Source organism: Rathayibacter sp. AY1A5, from assembly GCF_002930875.1.
In the GTDB taxonomy this organism is placed as follows: domain Bacteria; phylum Actinomycetota; class Actinomycetes; order Actinomycetales; family Microbacteriaceae; genus Rathayibacter.
Window position 1 is genome coordinate 13607 of the sequence record NZ_PSTM01000013.1, and the last position, 17287, is coordinate 30893.

The following is a 17287-nucleotide window of genomic DNA, read 5'->3' on the forward strand; positions in this document are numbered from 1 at the left end:
GCTCTCGCCCTCGCGATCGCAGGCCTCACCGGATGCACGTCCGACGGCTCCGCGTCCGACTGGGCCGTGGCAGCGTCCGTGCACGCGCGGGAGCTGCCGCAGGTCCCCGGCCCCTACGCGGGGACGGCGCGGCTTGCCGAAGGGGTGCGGCCGCCCACGAACTCGTGGGTGTCCGGACCGGTGTTCGGGGAGGATCTCCCGCTCTACTCAGGGATCCTCACCGTCACGCCGCGCGCCGACGGCTTCACCGTGGGCCTCCCGATCGTGGAGGCGGCTCCGCGGACCGTCTACGCCCTCGCCCGGGACGATCTCACCGTGACGGTCCCCTCGAGCGCGGTGGCGCTCTCCGCGTTCGACGACCTCGTCGCGCACTGGAGCCTCGCGGGTGCCGGTGAGCTCGTCGCAGCCGAGGGCTGGCCCTACGCCTCCTACCGGACCGAGAGCGCCCAGACGGTGCTGATCGGAGGCGCCACCGCTCCCGAGCGCGCGGCCGGCGGCCTGCTCCTGGTCACCGCGGGCGGACAGCGGTACGGGCTGGTGGCGCCCGCCGCCGCCCTCGATGCGTTCCCCCGGATGACGCTGGACGGCACGCTGCTCCTCTTCGCGGTGCCTCCGGGAGCGAGCAGGGCGCGGATCGACGAGCTTCGGCGTCGTGCAGTGCCCCTCGAGGGCGCGAGCGTCTCCCACGACGTCACGGCGAGCACCACCACCACGACCTACGCGCTGCGGACCGAGGGCGGCGCCGAGACGTTCTTCGGCCTCGGGGCCGAGGGGGCGATCGGCTACGACACGCTCTACGGCCGGGTGGGGCTCCGTGCGGGAACGTCGTTCTCCCGCGCCGCCCCCACTATCGTCGAGTCGGGGGCGCTCGATCTCGGCTCCCTCACGGCCGAGGAGAAGACGACGCTCCGGACGCAGGTGCCACTCGACGCCGCGGCCACCCGCTTCGCCGCGCCCGACACCTACGGAGCCGGCAAGGAGCTCTACCGCGCCGCTGCTCTGCACCGTCTCGCCGTCGACCTCGGCCTGGAGGAGGTGGCGGCCGACCTGCACGACCGGATCGCCGCCGAGCTCGACCAGTGGCTCGACCCGCGCGGCTGCGCACCGGGTGCCGTGAAGTGCGTCGTCTACGACCCCGTGCTCGGAGGCGTCGTCGGCTCCGCGCCGTCGTTCGGGTCCGACGCGTTCAACGACCACCACTTCCACTACGGCTACCTGCTCTCCGCCGTCGGGATGCTGGCCGCCGAGGACCCGTCCCTCCTCGAGCGGTACCGGACCGTCGCGGACCTGCTCGCCCTGGATCTCGCCTCTCCCGTCGACACCGCCGAGTTCCCGCGGCTGCGCGTGTTCGACGCGTACCGCGGCCACTCCTGGGCCTCGGGGCTCGCGCCGGCCCGGGACGGCAACGACCAGGAGTCGGTGTCCGAGGCGGTCAACGCCTGGAACGGCCTCGCCCTCTGGGCCGCCGCCTCCGGGAACGCGCCGCTGCTCGAGGAGGCGCGCTGGCTGCTCTCCCTCGAGACGCAGGCGGCCGCAGACCTCTGGCTGAGCCCGGAGACGCCGGTCGGCTTCGAAGCGCCGTTCGTCGCGATCAACTGGGGCGGCAAGCGCGACTACGCCACCTTCTTCGACGCGACACCCTCGGCGCTGCTGGGGATCGAGCTGATCCCGATGCCGCCGTCGACCGCGTTCCTCCCCGACCCCTCGCGGGTCGACGAGCTCGTGGCCGGAGCCCCAGGCGCGCCGCTCGCCGACTACGTGCTGATGCTGCAGGCGACCAGCGACCCGGCCGCGGCTCTCGCGCGGGCGGAGCGCCTGCCGGACTCCTCGATCGACAGCGCCGACTCGCGCAGCTACCTGGTGGCGTGGATCCTCACCCGCTGATCCCGCACAGCCCGCTCAGCCCGCGTGCGCTCCGAGGAACGCGAGCGCCCGCGGCCAGGCGTCGGTCGCCGCCTCGGCCTGGTAGGTCTGCTCGTTCGCGTCGTTGAAGAAGGCGTGGCCCGCTCCCGGGTAGACGACGACCTCGACGTCCTTGCCCTCGGTCGCCTCGCGGATGCGCGGCACCTGCTCGACGAGGGGAGCGTCCTGATCGCCCAGGAACGCCAGCACCGGCACCTGCAGCGCGCCGAGCTCCTCGGCGGACGCGGTGACGTGCCCGTAGAACGGCACGGCCGCCGCCAGCCGCGGCTCGGCCAGCGCGAGCGCCCACGAGAAGGTGCCGCCGTAGCAGAACCCGGTGACGGAGACGCTGGTCGCGCCCTCCTGGCGCAGGAGCCGCTCGACGAGGGCGCGGAGGATCGCGACGGTGCGCGTCGCGTGCTCCGGAGTGAAGACGGGGGCGAAGAAGGTGCGCAGCTCGACCTGGCGCGGCAGGCGCCGCACCGGGTGGTCGTAGTCGGCGCGCTGCTCCTCGTCGAGCTGCTCGAGCAGGCCGCTGTCGGCCAGGAGCTCGGGGGCGACGACGCTGTAGCCCTCGGCCGCGTAGCGGTCGGCGACCGAGCGGATGTGCCCGTCGACCCCCCAGACCTCGTGGATCAGGATCAGCGCGCGGCCGCCCTCACCGCTGCGGTACACCGGTACGTCGTGCTCGGCCAGGGTCCAGGTCTCATCGCTCGTGGGCATGCTCGCACCCTAGCCCCGGACCCCGGGAGCACGCGTCGTCAGAAGTCGTACTCGCAGTTGCGGAGGTTCGCCACGTCCTCGGTGAGCGTCGGCTCCCCGCCGAGCAGGAACGCGTAGTTCTTCGAGTTGGAGGCCAGGAAGCGCAGCGTCGAGTCGTGCACGCAGTCGCGCTCGGTCAGCAGCACGGACGAGCCCAGGGCCGCCGCCGTCGTCGCTCCCGAGAGGGCGTCGGCGAAGGAGGACCCCGCGGCGAGGAAGACGCTGTCCTGCAGCAGCGACTGGGGGTAGGCGCTGTTCAGCTCGACGCTGGTCTCGTAGCGGTCGCGGCCGGCGATCCTCGAGACCGAGGGGGCGAGGCCGCGACGCGCGAAGTCCGCCACGTACGCGTCCCGGATCGAGGGGTCGCCGCCGAGGAACTCCACGTGCTCCGGCGCCAGGTCGCGCACTGCGGTCTCGGTCGCGGAGTCGGCGCCCGAGGTCGCACCGTCGACCAGCAGCACGGGCTGCGCACGCCAGCCGGCGATCGGCGCGGCCGACAGGGCGTCGGGGAAGTTCGTGCCGGTCGCGACGAACATGTTCGAGTAGGGGCCGGCGCCGAAGGCGTCCGCGACGATCCGGCGGGAGGTGTCGTAGCGGTCCGTCCCGCCGATGCGCTCGGTGCCGCCGACGATCGAGCGGATCGCGGAGAGAACCCCGGGGCTCACGCTCAGCTCGCTGCCGACGACCACGACCCGCTCCGGGCGGAGGCGGCGGATCTCGTCGGAGACGACCCGAGGCAGGCGGTCGGGATCGGTGAGCAGGAGCGCGCCTCCGAGGGCGGCGGCGGCCGGGCCGGCGCTCAGCGCATCCGGCCAGTTCGCCCCGCTGGCCACGTAGAGCACCGGGATGCCCGGGGAGAAGTAGCCCGTCGCCTCCACCGAGGTCGCGTAGCGGTCCGATCCGGCGAGGCGGCCGGTGTACTGCTGGTAGTCGCTGCTCAGCGAGAGGTCGATCCCGGCGGCCGATCCGCCCACCGGGACGCGCACGTCGCCCGCGTCGCCCGAGCGGAGGACGTGGTCCCAGTAGCTGTCGTCGATCACGTCGTCGCGGCTCGACGCCCGGACGAGGTAGTCGCCGGGGACGACCTGCTGGAACGAGTACGGGTTGTCGCCGCCCGTGATCAGGTCGAGCTCGCCGGTGCGGAAGTAGCCGTCGGTTCCCGGGTCGCGGTACCAGATGTCGACGCGCTGGTCGCCCGCGACGCCGCTCAGGCGTCCCTCGAGCGACCCCAGCCGTGCGGTGCGCAGCTGCACGCCGGCCGCCGGGGCCTGAAGCGGCTCGGCGCTGCGGGCGACGGCGCTGCCGCCGAACCAGAGGTCGGCGTACAGGTCGGCGTTGTCCTTGATCAGCAGGTAGTAGGTCTGCCCGGCGGTGAGCCCGTCGATGCTGAAGGTGAGGTCGCCGGCGACGGAGTGGTTCCCGAGGAGCCCCGCCTCGCTCGACCAGACCTCGACGTTCAGGAGGGCGCCGCGGGGAGTGGTGGTCGCGATCGAGCCGTCGGCCTCCTCGACCACGACACGGCCGCTGATCGACGCCGCAGCGCTCGCACGGGCGGCGCTCGGCGCCTCGTCCGGCACGGCGGGCAGGGGGGACTCGGCGCTGGGCTGCCAGAGAGGCTGCCCCTCGGGGAGCACGATCGAGCGGGGCGCATCGGAGGCGGCGCCGAATGCGGCGACGGGGGCGGCCGACGGCGCGGCCGCCGATGCGGCGGAGGCGAGCGGGCTGGAGGTGATCGCCAGGGCGGCGACGAGGACCGCGGAGGCGGCGGACCTCAGAACGAGCGGGGACACGGCGGAGTGCCTGCTTCCAGGAGGAGGTCGCCCTGCGGCCGACCCGGCGGAGGGGATCGCGCTCATGCTAGCGGCGGCCCGCGCCCCGTCGTCCTCCCCGATCAGGGGTCAGGAGACAGGCGGCGCGACGAGGATGTCGTCCCACTCCAGAGCGCGCTCGAACCGGAAGCCGTGCCGCTCGTAGAGGCGGCGGGCGTCGCTGCGCTTCAGCACGTCGAGCCGGAAGGGCAGACCCGGCCGCGCCTCCTCCGCCATCACCCGGCGCAGGACGGCGCCGCCGACTCCGCGTCCCTGTGCGTGCGGCGCCAGGTAGAAGTGCTCGATCCAGACCGCGTCCGGCTCGACCCGCGCGGCGATGCTCCCGGCGAAGGCGCCGTCGAGCTCGATCACCCGGGTGAGCTCGGGCCGGTAGCCGTCGAGGAAGCGGTGCCGCACGCGGTGCTCGTCGTAGCGGTCGAGCGTCTCGAGCGACGGGCGCATGACGACCGCGCGCAGCTCGGCGATCGCCGCGGCGTCCTCCGCGGTCGCGGGGCGGAGCGACCAGCCGGCGTCGTCGGCCACGGTCAGCGGCCGCGGGGCTTGCGGGTGCGCCGCACCGCCGCCGCGGACGCCTTGGCGCGGGCCGGCTTCTTCTTGCCGCCGCCGGCCCTCTCCGTCTTCTCGCGCGCCTCCCGCGCCTTCGCCTTGGCGGCCTTCGCCCGCGACTCGACCTTCGGCGTCGCGGCGGTTCCGCGCGTGGTGTTCGCGCTGCGGCCGCGGACGACTCCGATGAAGTCCTCGACGTCGTCGCCCTTGTCGTCCGTCACCCAGGCGAGGCGGACGGAGGAGGGAGCGACGCCGGTCACCGGCACCGCGGTGACGTCCTTGCGGCTGTGCACGCGCGCCACCGACTGCGGCACGATCAGCACGCCCACGCCGGCCGCGACCTGCTCGACCGCGTCGTCGAGGCCGGCCATGCGCGGCAGCGGGCGCCGCGAGCCGTCCGCGAGCTCCTCGGCGACCGCGGCCCACTCCGGCACGTCCTCCGGATCCTGGAGGAGGTGCTCGCCGGCCAGCTCGGCGACCTCGAGCTCGTCCGCGGCGGCCAGGGCGTGCTCGCGGCCGACGACGGCGACGGGCTGCTCGTCGTAGAGATGGATGGAGCTGAGGGCGGAGGAGGAGACGTCGCCGCGGACGAACGACAGCTGCGCGCGGCCGTCGAGCAGCGCCTGCTCCTGATCGCGCTCGGCGACGACGGTGATGCGCAGCGGGAGATCGGAGCGGCGCTGGCCCCAGACGCGGGTCCACTTGGTGGGGGTGACGCCGGGCACGAGGGCGACGGCGAGCACGGGGCCGGCGGGGACGGCGTCCCCGGCGTCGGAGTCGGCGGCGTCGGAGTCGCTGTCCTCGGCGTCGAGATCGTCGGAGTCGAGATCGTCGGAGTCGAGGTCGTCGGAGTCGAGGTCGTCGGAGTCGCCGTCCTCGGAGGCGCCGTCCGTGTCGTCCGACTCGGTTCCGGCTCCGGCGCCGACCGCACCCGATCCGGCCGACGCGTCGTCCGCCGTCGCGTCCGCCCCGCCCTCCGGACGCCCCTCCGCCTCGGGAGCGGCCTGCGGGTCGACGGTCTCGGGCTGCTCGCTCATCCCCTCAGGGTAGGTGGTCCGCGCCGCGCCGGTAGGGTTGCCGCATGGCCAAGGCGACACAGACGATGAAGGCTGCGACCGCGGCGAAGAAGCTGCAGGTCTACCTGCCCGCGACCCCGGAGGAGTTCCAGGAGTCGGCGATCACGCGCGAGCAGTACGACGAGCTCGCCGCGAACCCGCCCGCCTGGCTCGTGCAGCTGCGCGAGGAGGGGCCGCACCCCCGCTCCGTCATCGCCTCCCGGCTGAACGTCTCCATCTCGGGGCTCGCCCGCGGCGGCGTCACCGAGGCGCTGACCACTCCCGAGATCCAGGCCCTGCTCGACGAGGTCCCCGAGTGGCTGCGCGTCGAGCAGAACCGCTACGCGGAGGTCCGCCGCGAGCAGGCCCGAATCAAGTCCGAGCGCGCCGCCAAGGCCGCCGACTGACCCCACCCCCGCCTGCGGGACCCCGACCCGGCGCGCGCGACGTGCGCTGCGGGCCGGAGCGGGATCCCGCCGAGGGGAGCCGCGCGGCTACTGGTTCGAGAACGCGGCGTCGAACGACGCGGTCGGGGTCCTCCAGAGCAGCGAGCGGATGAAGCCGACGGCCTCCTTCGCGCCGTGGAGGCGGTCCATCCCGGCGTCCTCCCACTCGATGGAGATCGGGCCGGAGTAGCCGATCGACTCCAGCGCGCGGAACGCGTCCTCCCACGGGACGTCGCCGTGCCCCGTCGAGACGAAGTCCCAGCCGCGGCGCGGGTCGCCCCACGGCAGGTGCGAGCCGAGCACGCCGGCGCGGCCGTTCTTCGGGCGCAGGCGGGTGTCCTTGCAGTCGACGTGGTAGATCCGGTCCTTGAAGTCGACGATGAAGCCGACCGGGTCGATGTCCTGCCACATCATGTGCGACGGGTCCCAGTTGAAGCCGAAGGCCGGGCGGTGCCCGATCGCCTCGAGGGTGCGCACGCTCGACCAGTAGTCGTAGGCGATCTCGGACGGGTGCACCTCGTGCGCGTAGACCACGCCGTTCGCGTCGAACTCGTCGAGGATCGGGTTCCAGCGGGTCGCGAAGTCCTCGTACCCCTCGTCGATGACGGAGGCCGGGACCGGCGGGAACTGCGCCACGTAGGGCCAGATCTTCGAGCCGGTGAAGCCGACGACCACGTCCACGCCGAGCTTGCGGGCGACCCGCGCCGAGCGCTTCATGTCCTCGGCGGCGCGCTGCCGCACCCCCTCCGCGTCGCCGTCGCCCCAGGTGTAGTCGCGCACGAGTGCCTTGTGGCGGAAGTCGATCGGGTCGTCGCAGACGGCCTGGCCGGTGAGGTGGTTCGAGATGGCGAAGACCTCGAGGCCGTAGCGGTCGAGGATCTCCAGACGCGAGGCGGCGTAGGCGTCGTCCTCGTCCGCGCGCTTGAGGTCGAGGTGGTCGCCCGAGGCCGCGATCTCGAGTCCGTCGTAGCCCCACTCGGCGGCGAGTCGGGCGACCTCCTCGAAGGGCAGATCGGCCCACTGCCCGGTGAACAGCGTCACGGGGTGGGTGGCGGGGTAGGTCTTCTCGTCGCTCATGCGGCGATCTCCGTCCGGTCGTCGGCGGCGGGCACGGTCACCCAGGCGCCTGTCTCGGCCGCGTCGAGCACGGCCTCGGTGATGCGCGCCGCGCGGAGGCCGTCGGCGAAGGTCGGCAGACCCTCCACGTCGGCGCCCGCCACGGCGGCGTAGGTGTCGCGGGCGAACGCCGTGAAGGCGTCCTGATAGCCCATCGGATGACCGCTCGGCACGATCGAGAGCCGGGCCGCATCGGGCGCGAGGATCGAGGCGTCGCGCGGCACCAGCAGGGCGCTGTCGCGCCGGCCGACCCACAGCGTCTCGGGGAGCTCCTGCTCGAAGCGCAGCGACTCCTCCAGCCCGGAGACCTCGAGCACCAGCTCGTTGCGGTGGCCCGCGGTGACCTGCGAGACGAGGAGCGTGCCGACGGCGCCGCCCTCGAGCCGGACGATCAGGCCGGCCACGTCCTCGGTGCTCACCGGGCGGCCGCCGCGCTCGGCGTGGACGGTGCTCGTGATCGCGGCGAGCGAGTCGATCCGGTCGCCGGTGACGAACTCCAGCAGGTCGACCAGGTGCGAGCCGATGTCGCCGAAGGCGCGCGAGCGGCCGCCGGCGGCCGGGTCGACGCGCCAGTTGTCGTCGGAGGCGCCCAGCAGCCAGTCCTGGAGGTAGCTCCCGCGGACGGTGACCAGGCGGCCGGTCTCGCCGGAGGCGACGCGGGCACGGGCCTCGCGCACCATCGGGTGGAAGCGGTAGGCGAACGGGACGGTCGCCACCACGCCGGCGGAGGACGCGGCCGCAGCGAGCGACTCCGCCTCCCGCAGCGTCGCGGCGAGCGGCTTCTCGCACACCACGTGCTTGCCCGCCTCGATCGCCGCGAGCGCGAGTGCGGCGTGCGTGGCGTTCGGGGTGCAGACGTGCACGAGGTCGATGCTCTCGTCCTCGATCAGGGCCCGGGCGTCCGGGTAGGCGCGCTCGACGCCGAGCTCGGCCGCCGCCCGCTCGCCCTTCTCCGGGGTGGAGGAGGCGACTCCGGCGAGCACCGCTCCGGCGCTGCGGGCCGCGCGGCTGTGCACGGCCGCCATGAAGCCGCCGCCGAGCACGCCGACGCGCAGGGGCGCGGGCATCAGGAGAGGGTCGCTTCGGTCGGGTCCCAGCTCTCGGGCAGTGCGGGGCGGGGCGTCGCGGAGCTGGTGACGAGGACCTTCTCGCCGGTCTCGGCGGCCTCGAGGAGCGAGAGCATCACGTCGGTGACGTGGTACGCGAGGTCTCCGGAGGCGGCCTCGGGGCGGTCGGCCCGGATCGCACGGGCGAGCTCGAGCACGCCGGTGCCGCGGGAGGCGGTCGAGCCGGTCGCCGCGATGACCTCCGGCTCGGCGGACCCGCGGCGGTGCAGGGTGATCTCTCCGTCGTGCTGGTTCGGGTCGGGGAGGACGAGGGTGCCCTCGGAGCCGTTGATCTCGACGAAGCCGGTGCGCGGCAGGCTCGACTCGAAGCTCCACACGCCCTGGGCCGAGGCCCCGGACTCGAAGCGGAGCAGCCCGCCGATGTGCGTCGGGATGGTCACCGGGAACTCGGTGCCCTCCTTCGGGCCGGAGCCCACCACGCGGGTGGCGCGGGCCTGGGACGAGACGGCGGTGACGCTCTCGACGGGGCCGAGGTTCTGCACGAGCGTGGTGATGTAGTACGGGCCCATGTCCAGCAGCGGTCCGCCGCCCTCGGCGAAGAAGAACTCCGGGTTCGGGTGCCACGACTCGGGGCCGGGGCCCTGGAAGAGGGTGAGGGCGGAGAGCGGCGTGCCGATGGCTCCGCTCTCGATCACGCGCTGCGCCGTCTGGAGGCCCGCGCCCAGGAAGGTGTCGGGAGCGGTCGCGACGCGCAGCCCCTTGTCCTTCGCCAGCGCGAGCAGCTCGATCCCGCTGTCGCGGTCGAGCGAGAAGGGCTTCTCGGTCCACACGTGCTTGCCCGCCTCGACCGCGCGGCGCGCGACCTCGACGTGCGCGGCCGGGATCGTGAGGTTCACGACGATCTCGATGCCCTCGTGCGCGAGGAGCTCCTCGACGGTGCCGGAGGCGGGGACGCCGAAGGCCTCGGCCTGGGTCCTCGCCCGCTCGAGGTCGATGTCGGCGACGAAGAGCACCTCGAGGTCGGGGAAGACGGTGAGGTTGGTCAGGTACTGGGTGCTGATGTTGCCGGCGCCGATGACGCCGACGCCCACGCGGCCGGTGCCGCTCATGCGCCGAGCCCCGAGACGTAGCGGTGGGCCGACTCCAGGCCCTCGAAGATGTCGCCGGCGTAGGCGTCGAACTCCAGCACGGGCAGGGCCTGCGGAGCGGCTACGAGGATCGCCGGGACGTCCATCGCGCCCTCGCCCGCGGGCAGCTGCTCCTGGGTGTCGGCCGAGATCGGGCCGTCCTTCACGTGCAGGAAGCGCACCTGGTCGCCGAGGCGTCCGAGCACCTCGACCGGGTCGTCGCCGCCGACGGCCGCCCAGTAGGTGTCGAGCTCGAGGACCATGCGCGGGTCGAGCAGGCCCGCGAGGTGCTCGAAGGCGCTGCGGCCGTCGACGCGGTTCTCGAACTCGAAGGCGTGGTTGTGGTAGCCGAGCACCAGGCCGCGGGCGGCGGCGGAGTCGACCAGCGCGTTCAGATCGTCGGCGATGCGGGCGACGTCGTCCGCGGTGGTCCAGCGGGTCGGGTCGACGAAGGGGTCGATCACGGTCTCGACGCCGAGCGAGGCGGCCGTGTCGAGGATCTCGTCGACGGTGGCGTCGCCCTGCGGGCCGAGGAGGCGGGCGTGGGCGCTGGGAGCGCGCAGTCCGCTGGCCGGGAGCGCCGCGCGGTAGGCGTCGGCCAGGTCGACGAACCCGAAGAGCTCGACCGTGGTGAAGCCGATCGCCGCGAGGCGGTCGAGGGTGGCGGGCAGATCGGCCGCGAGCGGCTCGCGCACCGAGTACAGCTGGACAGAGAGGTCTGGGGGTGTGGCCACCGGTGGGGCTCCTGATCGCATCGGAAGGTGTGCCTCGAACCCTACGCGGACTTTTGCTCACGGACAAGCAAAACTAGCCCTGCGCGCCCGCCAAGTCGGGCACCCGCCGCACAGAAGCACGGGCGCTGTGGTTGACTCTGGCCATGTCCCCGCGCCGCCGCATCACCGTCAGCGCGGTCGGCGAGCTGCTGCTCCTGCTGGCCGACGGGGCGCCCCGGACGCGGGCCGACGTGGTCGCCGAGACGGGCCTGCCGCGTGCGGCCGTCTCCGCCCAGCTCGACGTCCTCACCGCCTCCGGCCTGGTCGCCCGGCAGGACGACGCCCCCTCCTCCGGCGGCCGTCCCGCCGCCCGCGTGGCCTTCGACCCCCGGGCGCGCAGCCTCCTCGCCGTCGACCTGGGCGCCGCGCACGCCGTCGTCGCCCTGACCGACCTCGACGGCACGGTCCTCGCCCGCCGCCGCGAGAGCATCGCCATCGCCGACGGCCCCCTCGCCGTCCTCGGCCACGCCCTCGACGTCGCCGCGGCCCTGCTCGGCCGGACTCCGGCGGCCGGCCCGCTCGCGGGAGTCGGCGTCGGCGTCCCCGGACCCGTCGAGCACGCGACGGGCCGCCCGGTGAAGCCGCCGATCATGCCCGGCTGGGACCGCTTCGACATCCCGGAGTTCGTCGGCCGCCGCCTCCCCGTGCCCGTCCTCGTCGACAACGACGTGAACCTGCTGGCGCTCGGCGAGCACGCCGACCACTACGCCGACGTCGACGACCTCCTCTACGTGAAGGTCTCCACCGGCATCGGAGCCGGGATCGTCAGCGGCGGGGCCCTGCAGCGCGGAGCCCTCGGAGCGGCGGGAGACCTGGGCCACGTGCAGGTCCCCGGCGACCGCGGCGAGGCCGACCTCGAGGCGATCGCGAGCGGCTCGGCGATCGCCCGCCGCCTGACCGAGTCCGGGATCGACGCCGCCAGCACCTCCGACGTCGTCACCCTGCTGACCGGCGGGGACCCCACCACCGTCGAGCTCACGCGCGCCGCGGGCCGCGACATCGGCGAGGTGCTCGCCACCTGCGTGAACCTCCTGAACCCGTCCGTCATCGTCGTCGGCGGCAGCATCGCCCAGGCCAGCCACGAGGTCCTCGCCGGGGTCCGCGAGGTCGTCTACCGCCGCTCCCTCCCCCTGGCGACCCGCGCGCTCGACATCGTGCAGGCCGCGGCCCAGGGCGGAGGCGTCCGCGGCGCCGCCCTGATGGTCCGGCGCCACCTCCTCTCCCCCGCGCACGTCGACGCCTTCCTCGACGCCTGAGCCGCCGGCGCGAGCCGTCGCGCCCCGGTGAGACGCCGCGGGTCGGCGTGCCGATTCGACCGGGCGCCGCAGGGGGCAGAGAATGAATCGGTGCCCGACCTGCAGCTCTCCTTCCCCTGGGAGACGCAGCCCGTCTTCACGGACGCCGAGCCCCCGCACCTCCGGAGGGTCGTCGCCGACTCCTCGGACCGCGTCGCCTGGCTCCGCGCCCGCTCGCGCGGCATCACGGCGACCGACGTCGCCCGCCTCTCCTCCCCCGCCGCGATCGGCAAGGCAGCGCTCGACAAGCTCTACGGCACCGGCTTCGGCGGCAACGCCTTCACCGACCACGGCCGCGCCCGCGAGCCCGAGATCGCCGCCTGGGTGCGGAGCGAGCACGCGATCGAGCCCAGCAGCACCCTCTTCCACGCGAGCCAGGAGCGGCGCCACCTCGCCACGCCCGACGGCATCGGCCTCCGCGAGGACGGCCGGCTCGAGCTCTGCGAGATCAAGACCACGACGAAGCCGTGGCGGAGCATCCCGCGCCACTACCTGCGGCAGGTCTTCTGGCAGCAGTACGTCCTCGGCGCCGAGCGCACGCTCGTCGTCTGGGAGCAGCACCGCGACTTCGTGCCGATCGAGGGCGAGCCGAACTCCCGCTGGGTCGACCGCGACGAGGACGAGATCCACATCCTCGTGCGGCTGGCGGGGATGCTGATGGCCGAGCTGCACGAGCGGACGCGCGCCCGGTGACGGTCCTCCTCCTGCACGGCCTGGGCGGCGACCGCTCCCAGCCGCTGGGGCTGCTGCGCTCCGCCCTCCCCGCCGGCAGCGAGGTCATCGCTCCGGACGTCCGCGCCCACGGCGCCTCCGAGCTGCTCGGCGCGCCCGGCGACTTCGCCCTCGAGGCGCTCGCCGACGAGGTGACGGAGGAGGTCGTGCGCGCCGGAGCCGCGCACAAGCCGCTCACGGTGCTCGGCATCTCGATGGGCGCCGCGATCGCCCTGCGCCTCGCGGTCCGACGCGTGCTGCCGATCGACCGCGCCGTTTTCGTGCGTCCCGCCTTCACCGCCGAGCCGCTGCCCGAGAACCTCACCGTGTTCCCCGTCATCGCGCAGCTGCTGCACGACCGCGGCGCGAAGCGCGGCGAGCGGATATTCCGCGCCTCGGGCCTGTTCGCGCGCGCCGCCGAGGTGTCCCCCGCGTCGGCGGAGGCGCTGACGCTGCAGTTCCGCTCCCCGCGCGCGGCCGAGCGCGCCGTCCGGCTCGCCCAGATCCCGCGGAACGCCGCCTACCGCGACTCCGGAGAGCTGGGCGAGGTCATCGCGCGCACCCTGGTGATCGCGGCCGAGCGCGACCCCGTGCACCCGGTCGAGGTCGCGGAGGCGTGGGCTAGGGCTCTTCCGGATGCGGACTGCGAGCGGGTGCCGTCGCGGGACGAGGGCTTCGCCGCTCAGCAGGACCGGATCCGCGGGCACGTCCGCGGCTGGCTCGCTCGGCGCTGAGGTCCTCGAGCGCGAGCACCAGGCCGACGAACGCGAGCCAGAGCACTGCGATCGCCGTCGCCACGAACTCGAGCGTGCCGCCGAGCCGCAGCCACACGCGCAGGAGCGACAGGATCCCACCCGTTCCGGCGACGACCGCCACCGAGATCCCGGCGGCGAGCGAGAGCCGCGCGACCGCAGGGCGCCCCCGCACGGTCGCCAGCTGGAGCATCGCAGCGCAGGCGGCCCCGAAGCCGAGCACGGCGGCCGAGGTGTGGATGAGGTCCTGCCAGCGGAAGGCCGGCCCGACCGGCAGCGGGCAGCCCGCCGTGCAGGTCACCTGCGAGGCGAGCGCGAAGCAGGCGGCCGCCAGGAGGATGGCGCCCGCCGGGCGGAGGGCGGGCAGCAGGCGGGCGCGCACCGGCCAGGCGCCCGCGGCGATCAGCGCGCCGCCGGCCGCCACGAGCAGAAGGGCGGCCTCGAAGGCGCCCGCCGTCGGCAGGTCCGGCGCGCCCATCTCGCTGACGTAGACCCAGCGGCTGGTGCCGATGCTGATCCGGGCGGCCAGGAGGACCACGAGCCCGGCCAGGACCAGGAGGGCACCGCCGACCAGCAGGGTACGTCGGCGTCGCATCCCCTCATCGTGCCAGACCGGGCGCCAGCGGCTCCGCGCGCCAATCTTCTCCCGAGGGTGACACCCCCGTAACAGCGCCGACTCATTGCCTCGATTGACTGGTCGCGGCGTCGGATGCGGGGATCGGGGGCGACGTCCTCGGCACGCTCCACCCGCACGCCTCAGCGACAGGAAAGGCGACGATGCACACCAGCGCGCTCGGGCACGGCCTCGCGATCGGCGAGATCCCGGAGGAGGTCGTCCTCCCCGACACGATGACGGCGGCGGTGATCGACGCGCCGGGCGACGCCTCCGCCCTGCACCTGGCGACCGTGCCGACCCCCTCCGCCATCAACGCCGAGTTCACGGTGAAGGTGGTCGCGGCCGGCGTGAATCCGCTCGACGCGAAGACGCGGGCGGGCCAGGGGGTCGCCTCGCAGATCGCCTCCTACCCGGCGGTCCTCGGCCACGACTTCTCGGGCGTCGTCGTCTCGAGTCCCTACCCGGCGCATCCGCTGCGGCCGGGCGACGAGGTCTACGGCTTCGTCATGGTGCCGCGCTACTCGGGCTCCTACGCGGAGTACGTCAGCGTGCCGAGCGTCTCCATCGCGCGGAAGCCGTCGACGCTCTCGCACGTGGAGGCGGCCGGCGTCCCGCTCGCGGCGCTCACCGCCTGGGGCATGGTCGTCGAGCTCGCCAAGGCGCACGAGGGTCAGCGGATCCTCATCCACGCCGGGTCGGGCGGAGTCGGCCACTTCGCGGTGCAGTTCGCCGCCTACTTCGGCGCCTCGGTGATCGCGACCGGCTCGACCCGCAACCTGCAGTGGCTGCACGAGCTCGGCGCCGCGCAGGTGATCGACCACACCGCCGAGCGCTTCGACGAGCTGCTGTCGGGCGTCGACGTGGTCATCGATCTGGTCGGCAACGTCCACGACGACACGGGCTCGCGCTCGCTGAGGGTCCTCCGCCCCGGGGGCCTGATCGTGAACGCGCCCACCGGGAGCTGGCCCGGGTTCTTCGAGGAGGCGGCCGCTGCGGGCGTCCGCGCCTCCACCTACCGCGTCGCTCCCGACGGGGCGACCCTCGGCGTGGTCTCGCGCCTGCTCGAGTCGGGCGACGTCCGCGTCTTCATCGACGGCATCTTCCCCCTCGCCCGCGCCTGCGAGGCGCACGAGCAGCTCGAGACGGGCCACACCCGCGGCAAGATCGTCCTCACCGTCTCCGAGGGCTGATCTCCGCGAGAGGCCGCTCCGGTACGCCACACGGAGCGTGCCGCGTACCCGGGTGGCGTCTCGCGGGGAGGGTCAGGCGAGAGAGCGCTCGAGGACGAAGTCGTCCTCCCAGCGGTCGCCGACAAGGAAGCGCTTGCGGCCGACGACCGCGAAGCCGTGCTTGGAGTAGAACCGCTGAGCACGCGCGTTCTCCTCGTTGACGCCGAGCCAGACGCCCGCGGCACCGTGTGCCCGCGCCTCCTCGAGGGTCGCGGCCATCAGCGCGGCCGCCGCTCCGGAGCCGTGCCGGCCGGGCAGGAGGTAGAACTTGCTGAGCTCGACGGTCGGACGCAGCCGGATCGCCGCGACGACGTCGGCGTCGGCGGGCTCCCCGCGCACGAGCATCGCGTAGCCGGTCAGCGCGCCGGAGTCGTCGTCGACCAGGAGCGAGCGGAGCGGATCGGCGAGGTGGTCGCGGAAGCGCTCGACCGAGAGCACGGTGCGCACGAACTCGGCCTTCGCCTCCGCGATGGTGTGCGGCGGGCAGGCCAGCGGGAAGGTCGCGGCGGCCAGCTCGGCCAGGGCCTCGGCGTCGGCGGGGGACGCCCGGCGGACGGTCACGGGAGGCGTGGCGGAGCGGAGCGGCGGATCACCGGTCCAGTATGCCGGGACGACGAAGGAGGGGGCCCGCCGAAGCGGACCCCCTCCTCACGTCAGTGCGTGCTCGGCTCAGGCCAGGACGTTGACGTCCAGCGGGATGCCGGGGCCGAAGGTCGTCGAGACGGCGGCCTTCTGGATGTAGCGGCCCTTCGAGGAGGACGGCTTGAGGCGGAGGATCTCGTCGAGCGCGGTCTTGAAGTTCTCCTGGAGCTGCTCCTCGGTGAACGCGGCCTTGCCCACGACGAGGTGCACGTTGGCGTGCTTGTCGACGCGGAACTCGATCTTTCCGCCCTTGATCTCGGTCACGGCCTTCGCCACGTCCGGGGTCACGGTGCCGGTCTTCGGGTTGGGCATGAGGCCGCGGGGGCCGAGCACCTTTCCGAGACGGCCGACCTGGCCCATGAGCTCCGGGGTCGAGACGGCGGAGTCGAACGAGGTGTACCCGCCCGCGACCTTCTCGATGAGCTCGGCGCCGCCGACCTCGTCGGCACCGGCGGCCAGCGCGGCCTCGGCGGCCGGACCGGTCGCGAACACGATGACGCGGGCGGTCTTGCCCGTGCCGTGGGGCAGGATGACCGTGCCGCGGACCATCTGGTCGGCCTTGCGGGGGTCGACACCGAGCTTGAGGGCGACCTCGACGGTGCTGTTGAACTTGGCGGAACCGGTCTCGCGGGCGAGCGCGACGGCCTCGTCGGCCGTGTAGAACTTGCCCTCTTCGAGCTTGGCCGCGGCGGCCCGGTAGGCCTTCGACTTCTGTGCCATGTTGTTTCTCCTTGAAACGAGAATGTGGTTCTAGAGCCTGGCGGGCTCTCCCACGGGGGTGATGGAGTTCTGGTGGTGCCGCGATCGCGGCCGTGACTGCTGCTCGCGGGAGGCGGGGAGGTCCCGCGGAAGCGTATCCGGACCGGGCGTGCGACCCCGCTGAGGGGCCGCCGTCGGGTTCTCGAGGCTTCCGCGGTGGGTCCGCGCCGGTGGGTGCGTCGCTCCCGCCGTCGAGCAGCGCGTCGCGCTACTCGACCGTGATGCCCATCGAGCGGGCGGTGCCGGCGATGATCTTCGCGGCGGCGTCGATGTCGTTGGCGTTCAGGTCGACCTGCTTCGCCTCGGCGATCTCGCGGACCTGCGCCTGGGTGAGCTTCGCGACCTTCACGGTGTGCGGGGTCGAGGAGCCCTTGGCGACGCCGGCGGCCTTCTTGATGAGCTCCGCCGCGGGCGGGGTCTTCAGCACGAAGGTGAACGAGCGGTCCTCGTAGACGGTGATCTCGACGGGGATGACGTTGCCGCGCTGCGACTCGGTCTGCGCGTTGTACGCCTTGCAGAACTCCATGATGTTGACGCCGTGCTGACCGAGCGCCGGACCGATCGGGGGCGCGGGGTTGGCCGCGCCGGCCTTGATCTGGAGCTTGATCAGGCCGGTGACCTTCTTCTTGGGGGCCATTCTGATTCCTTTTCTCAGGGTTC

Annotated in this window: 18 protein-coding genes; 6 read left to right on the forward strand and 12 right to left on the reverse strand. The window is 73.7% G+C overall.

Annotated elements, in window-relative coordinates:
- Positions 1-66: 66 nt before the first annotated feature.
- The gene (locus C5B98_RS10465; protein ID WP_181065520.1) at positions 67-1884 is read left to right on the forward strand and encodes a glycosyl hydrolase; all 1818 of its coding nucleotides are present in this window, start codon (positions 67-69) and stop codon (positions 1882-1884) included.
- A 15-nt stretch (positions 1885-1899) separates the two neighbouring features.
- On the opposite strand, the gene C5B98_RS10470 is transcribed toward C5B98_RS10465, so the two are convergent.
- The 4 genes from C5B98_RS10470 to C5B98_RS10485 form a co-directional block, all read right to left on the reverse strand.
- Positions 1900-2625: a dienelactone hydrolase family protein gene (locus tag C5B98_RS10470; protein WP_104223644.1), complete on the reverse strand. Its 726-nt coding sequence runs from the start codon at positions 2623-2625 to the stop codon at positions 1900-1902.
- Between the two features lie 38 nt (positions 2626-2663).
- Positions 2664-4454 carry a cell wall-binding repeat-containing protein gene (locus tag C5B98_RS10475; RefSeq protein ID WP_104327764.1) on the reverse strand — a complete coding sequence of 597 codons (1791 nt, stop codon included), beginning with the start codon at positions 4452-4454 and terminating at the stop codon, positions 2664-2666.
- A gap of 108 nt (positions 4455-4562) precedes the next feature.
- Positions 4563-5015 (reverse strand): GNAT family N-acetyltransferase, encoded by a 453-nt coding sequence (locus C5B98_RS10480; protein ID WP_258061255.1) that lies wholly within the window; start codon positions 5013-5015, stop codon positions 4563-4565.
- 2 nt (positions 5016-5017) lie between these two features.
- Entirely contained in the window at positions 5018-6076 is a 1059-nt protein-coding gene (locus C5B98_RS10485) for a LysR substrate-binding domain-containing protein (protein ID WP_104327765.1), read from the reverse strand.
- A 44-nt stretch (positions 6077-6120) separates the two neighbouring features.
- Here C5B98_RS10485 and C5B98_RS10490 point away from each other — a divergent pair, with 44 nt between their 5' ends.
- Positions 6121-6501 (forward strand): DUF5997 family protein, encoded by a 381-nt coding sequence (locus C5B98_RS10490; protein WP_104223641.1) that lies wholly within the window; start codon positions 6121-6123, stop codon positions 6499-6501.
- 87 nt (positions 6502-6588) lie between these two features.
- Here C5B98_RS10490 and C5B98_RS10495 read toward each other — a convergent pair whose 3' ends face one another.
- From C5B98_RS10495 to C5B98_RS10510, 4 genes are read right to left on the reverse strand one after another with little or no spacing between them, the layout of a single operon-like run.
- Complete coding sequence (locus tag C5B98_RS10495) at positions 6589-7617, reverse strand: sugar phosphate isomerase/epimerase (protein WP_167299019.1); 1029 nt, start codon at positions 7615-7617, stop codon at positions 6589-6591.
- Positions 7614-8723, reverse strand: a complete 1110-nt coding sequence (locus C5B98_RS10500; RefSeq protein WP_104223640.1) for a Gfo/Idh/MocA family protein — start codon at positions 8721-8723, stop codon at positions 7614-7616. The genes C5B98_RS10495 and C5B98_RS10500 overlap by 4 nt, the downstream gene beginning before the upstream one ends.
- Positions 8723-9832, reverse strand: a complete 1110-nt coding sequence (locus C5B98_RS10505) for a Gfo/Idh/MocA family protein (protein WP_104327766.1) — start codon at positions 9830-9832, stop codon at positions 8723-8725. The genes C5B98_RS10500 and C5B98_RS10505 overlap by 1 nt, the downstream gene beginning before the upstream one ends.
- Positions 9829-10584, reverse strand: coding sequence for a sugar phosphate isomerase/epimerase (locus C5B98_RS10510; RefSeq protein WP_258063498.1), 756 nt, complete (start codon positions 10582-10584; stop codon positions 9829-9831). Before C5B98_RS10510 ends, C5B98_RS10505 begins: the two co-directional genes overlap by 4 nt.
- A 143-nt stretch (positions 10585-10727) precedes the next feature.
- Here C5B98_RS10510 and C5B98_RS10515 point away from each other — a divergent pair, with 143 nt between their 5' ends.
- The 3 genes from C5B98_RS10515 (at position 10728) to C5B98_RS10525 (ending at position 13363) form a co-directional block, all read left to right on the forward strand.
- Positions 10728-11879, forward strand: coding sequence for an ROK family transcriptional regulator (locus C5B98_RS10515; RefSeq protein ID WP_104223637.1), 1152 nt, complete (start codon positions 10728-10730; stop codon positions 11877-11879).
- Positions 11880-11978: 99 nt separating this feature from the next.
- Positions 11979-12611 carry a YqaJ viral recombinase family protein gene (locus C5B98_RS10520; RefSeq protein ID WP_104223661.1) on the forward strand — a complete coding sequence of 211 codons (633 nt, stop codon included), beginning with the start codon at positions 11979-11981 and terminating at the stop codon, positions 12609-12611.
- On the forward strand, positions 12608-13363 hold the full coding sequence (locus C5B98_RS10525) for an alpha/beta fold hydrolase (protein WP_181065521.1): 756 nt from the start codon (positions 12608-12610) through the stop codon (positions 13361-13363). The genes C5B98_RS10520 and C5B98_RS10525 overlap by 4 nt, the downstream gene beginning before the upstream one ends.
- Here C5B98_RS10525 and C5B98_RS10530 read toward each other — a convergent pair.
- Positions 13251-13976, reverse strand: a complete 726-nt coding sequence (locus C5B98_RS10530) for a DUF998 domain-containing protein (protein ID WP_104223635.1) — start codon at positions 13974-13976, stop codon at positions 13251-13253. The two genes, C5B98_RS10525 and C5B98_RS10530, sit on opposite strands and share 113 nt — an antisense overlap.
- A gap of 182 nt (positions 13977-14158) precedes the next feature.
- Between C5B98_RS10530 and C5B98_RS10535 the strand changes: the two genes are divergently transcribed.
- Positions 14159-15187 (forward strand): NADP-dependent oxidoreductase, encoded by a 1029-nt coding sequence (locus tag C5B98_RS10535; protein ID WP_374952914.1) that lies wholly within the window; start codon positions 14159-14161, stop codon positions 15185-15187.
- A 72-nt stretch (positions 15188-15259) separates the two neighbouring features.
- On the opposite strand, the gene C5B98_RS10540 is transcribed toward C5B98_RS10535, so the two are convergent.
- From C5B98_RS10540 to rplK, 3 genes are all read right to left on the reverse strand, one after another.
- Positions 15260-15787: a GNAT family N-acetyltransferase gene (locus tag C5B98_RS10540; RefSeq protein ID WP_104223634.1), complete on the reverse strand. Its 528-nt coding sequence runs from the start codon at positions 15785-15787 to the stop codon at positions 15260-15262.
- Positions 15788-15895: 108 nt separating this feature from the next.
- A complete protein-coding gene (rplA, locus tag C5B98_RS10545) occupies positions 15896-16588 on the reverse strand; it encodes a 50S ribosomal protein L1 (RefSeq protein WP_104223633.1) in 693 nt (230 codons plus the stop codon).
- A gap of 247 nt (positions 16589-16835) precedes the next feature.
- Positions 16836-17264, reverse strand: a complete 429-nt coding sequence (gene rplK, locus C5B98_RS10550; RefSeq protein WP_104223632.1) for a 50S ribosomal protein L11 — start codon at positions 17262-17264, stop codon at positions 16836-16838.
- Positions 17265-17287: the final 23 nt, after the last annotated feature.

Excerpts from the sequence above, each read along its gene's own strand:
- C5B98_RS10470 (WP_104223644.1), bottom strand. The coding sequence starts at position 2,625 with ATGCCCACGAGCGATGAGACCTGGACCCTGGCCGAGCACGACGTACCG.
- C5B98_RS10505 (WP_104327766.1), bottom strand. The coding sequence starts at position 9,832 with ATGAGCGGCACCGGCCGCGTGGGCGTCGGCGTCATCGGCGCCGGCAAC.
- rplK (WP_104223632.1), bottom strand. The coding sequence starts at position 17,264 with ATGGCCCCCAAGAAGAAGGTCACCGGCCTGATCAAGCTCCAGATCAAG.
- C5B98_RS10515 (WP_104223637.1), top strand. The coding sequence starts at position 10,728 with ATGTCCCCGCGCCGCCGCATCACCGTCAGCGCGGTCGGCGAGCTGCTG.
- C5B98_RS10490 (WP_104223641.1), top strand. The coding sequence starts at position 6,121 with ATGGCCAAGGCGACACAGACGATGAAGGCTGCGACCGCGGCGAAGAAG.
- C5B98_RS10495 (WP_167299019.1), bottom strand. The coding sequence starts at position 7,617 with ATGAGCGACGAGAAGACCTACCCCGCCACCCACCCCGTGACGCTGTTC.
- C5B98_RS10500 (WP_104223640.1), bottom strand. The coding sequence starts at position 8,723 with ATGCCCGCGCCCCTGCGCGTCGGCGTGCTCGGCGGCGGCTTCATGGCG.
- rplA (WP_104223633.1), bottom strand. The coding sequence starts at position 16,588 with ATGGCACAGAAGTCGAAGGCCTACCGGGCCGCCGCGGCCAAGCTCGAA.
- C5B98_RS10485 (WP_104327765.1), bottom strand. The coding sequence starts at position 6,076 with ATGAGCGAGCAGCCCGAGACCGTCGACCCGCAGGCCGCTCCCGAGGCG.
- C5B98_RS10530 (WP_104223635.1), bottom strand. The coding sequence starts at position 13,976 with ATGCGACGCCGACGTACCCTGCTGGTCGGCGGTGCCCTCCTGGTCCTG.
- C5B98_RS10535 (WP_374952914.1), top strand. The coding sequence starts at position 14,159 with ATGCACACCAGCGCGCTCGGGCACGGCCTCGCGATCGGCGAGATCCCG.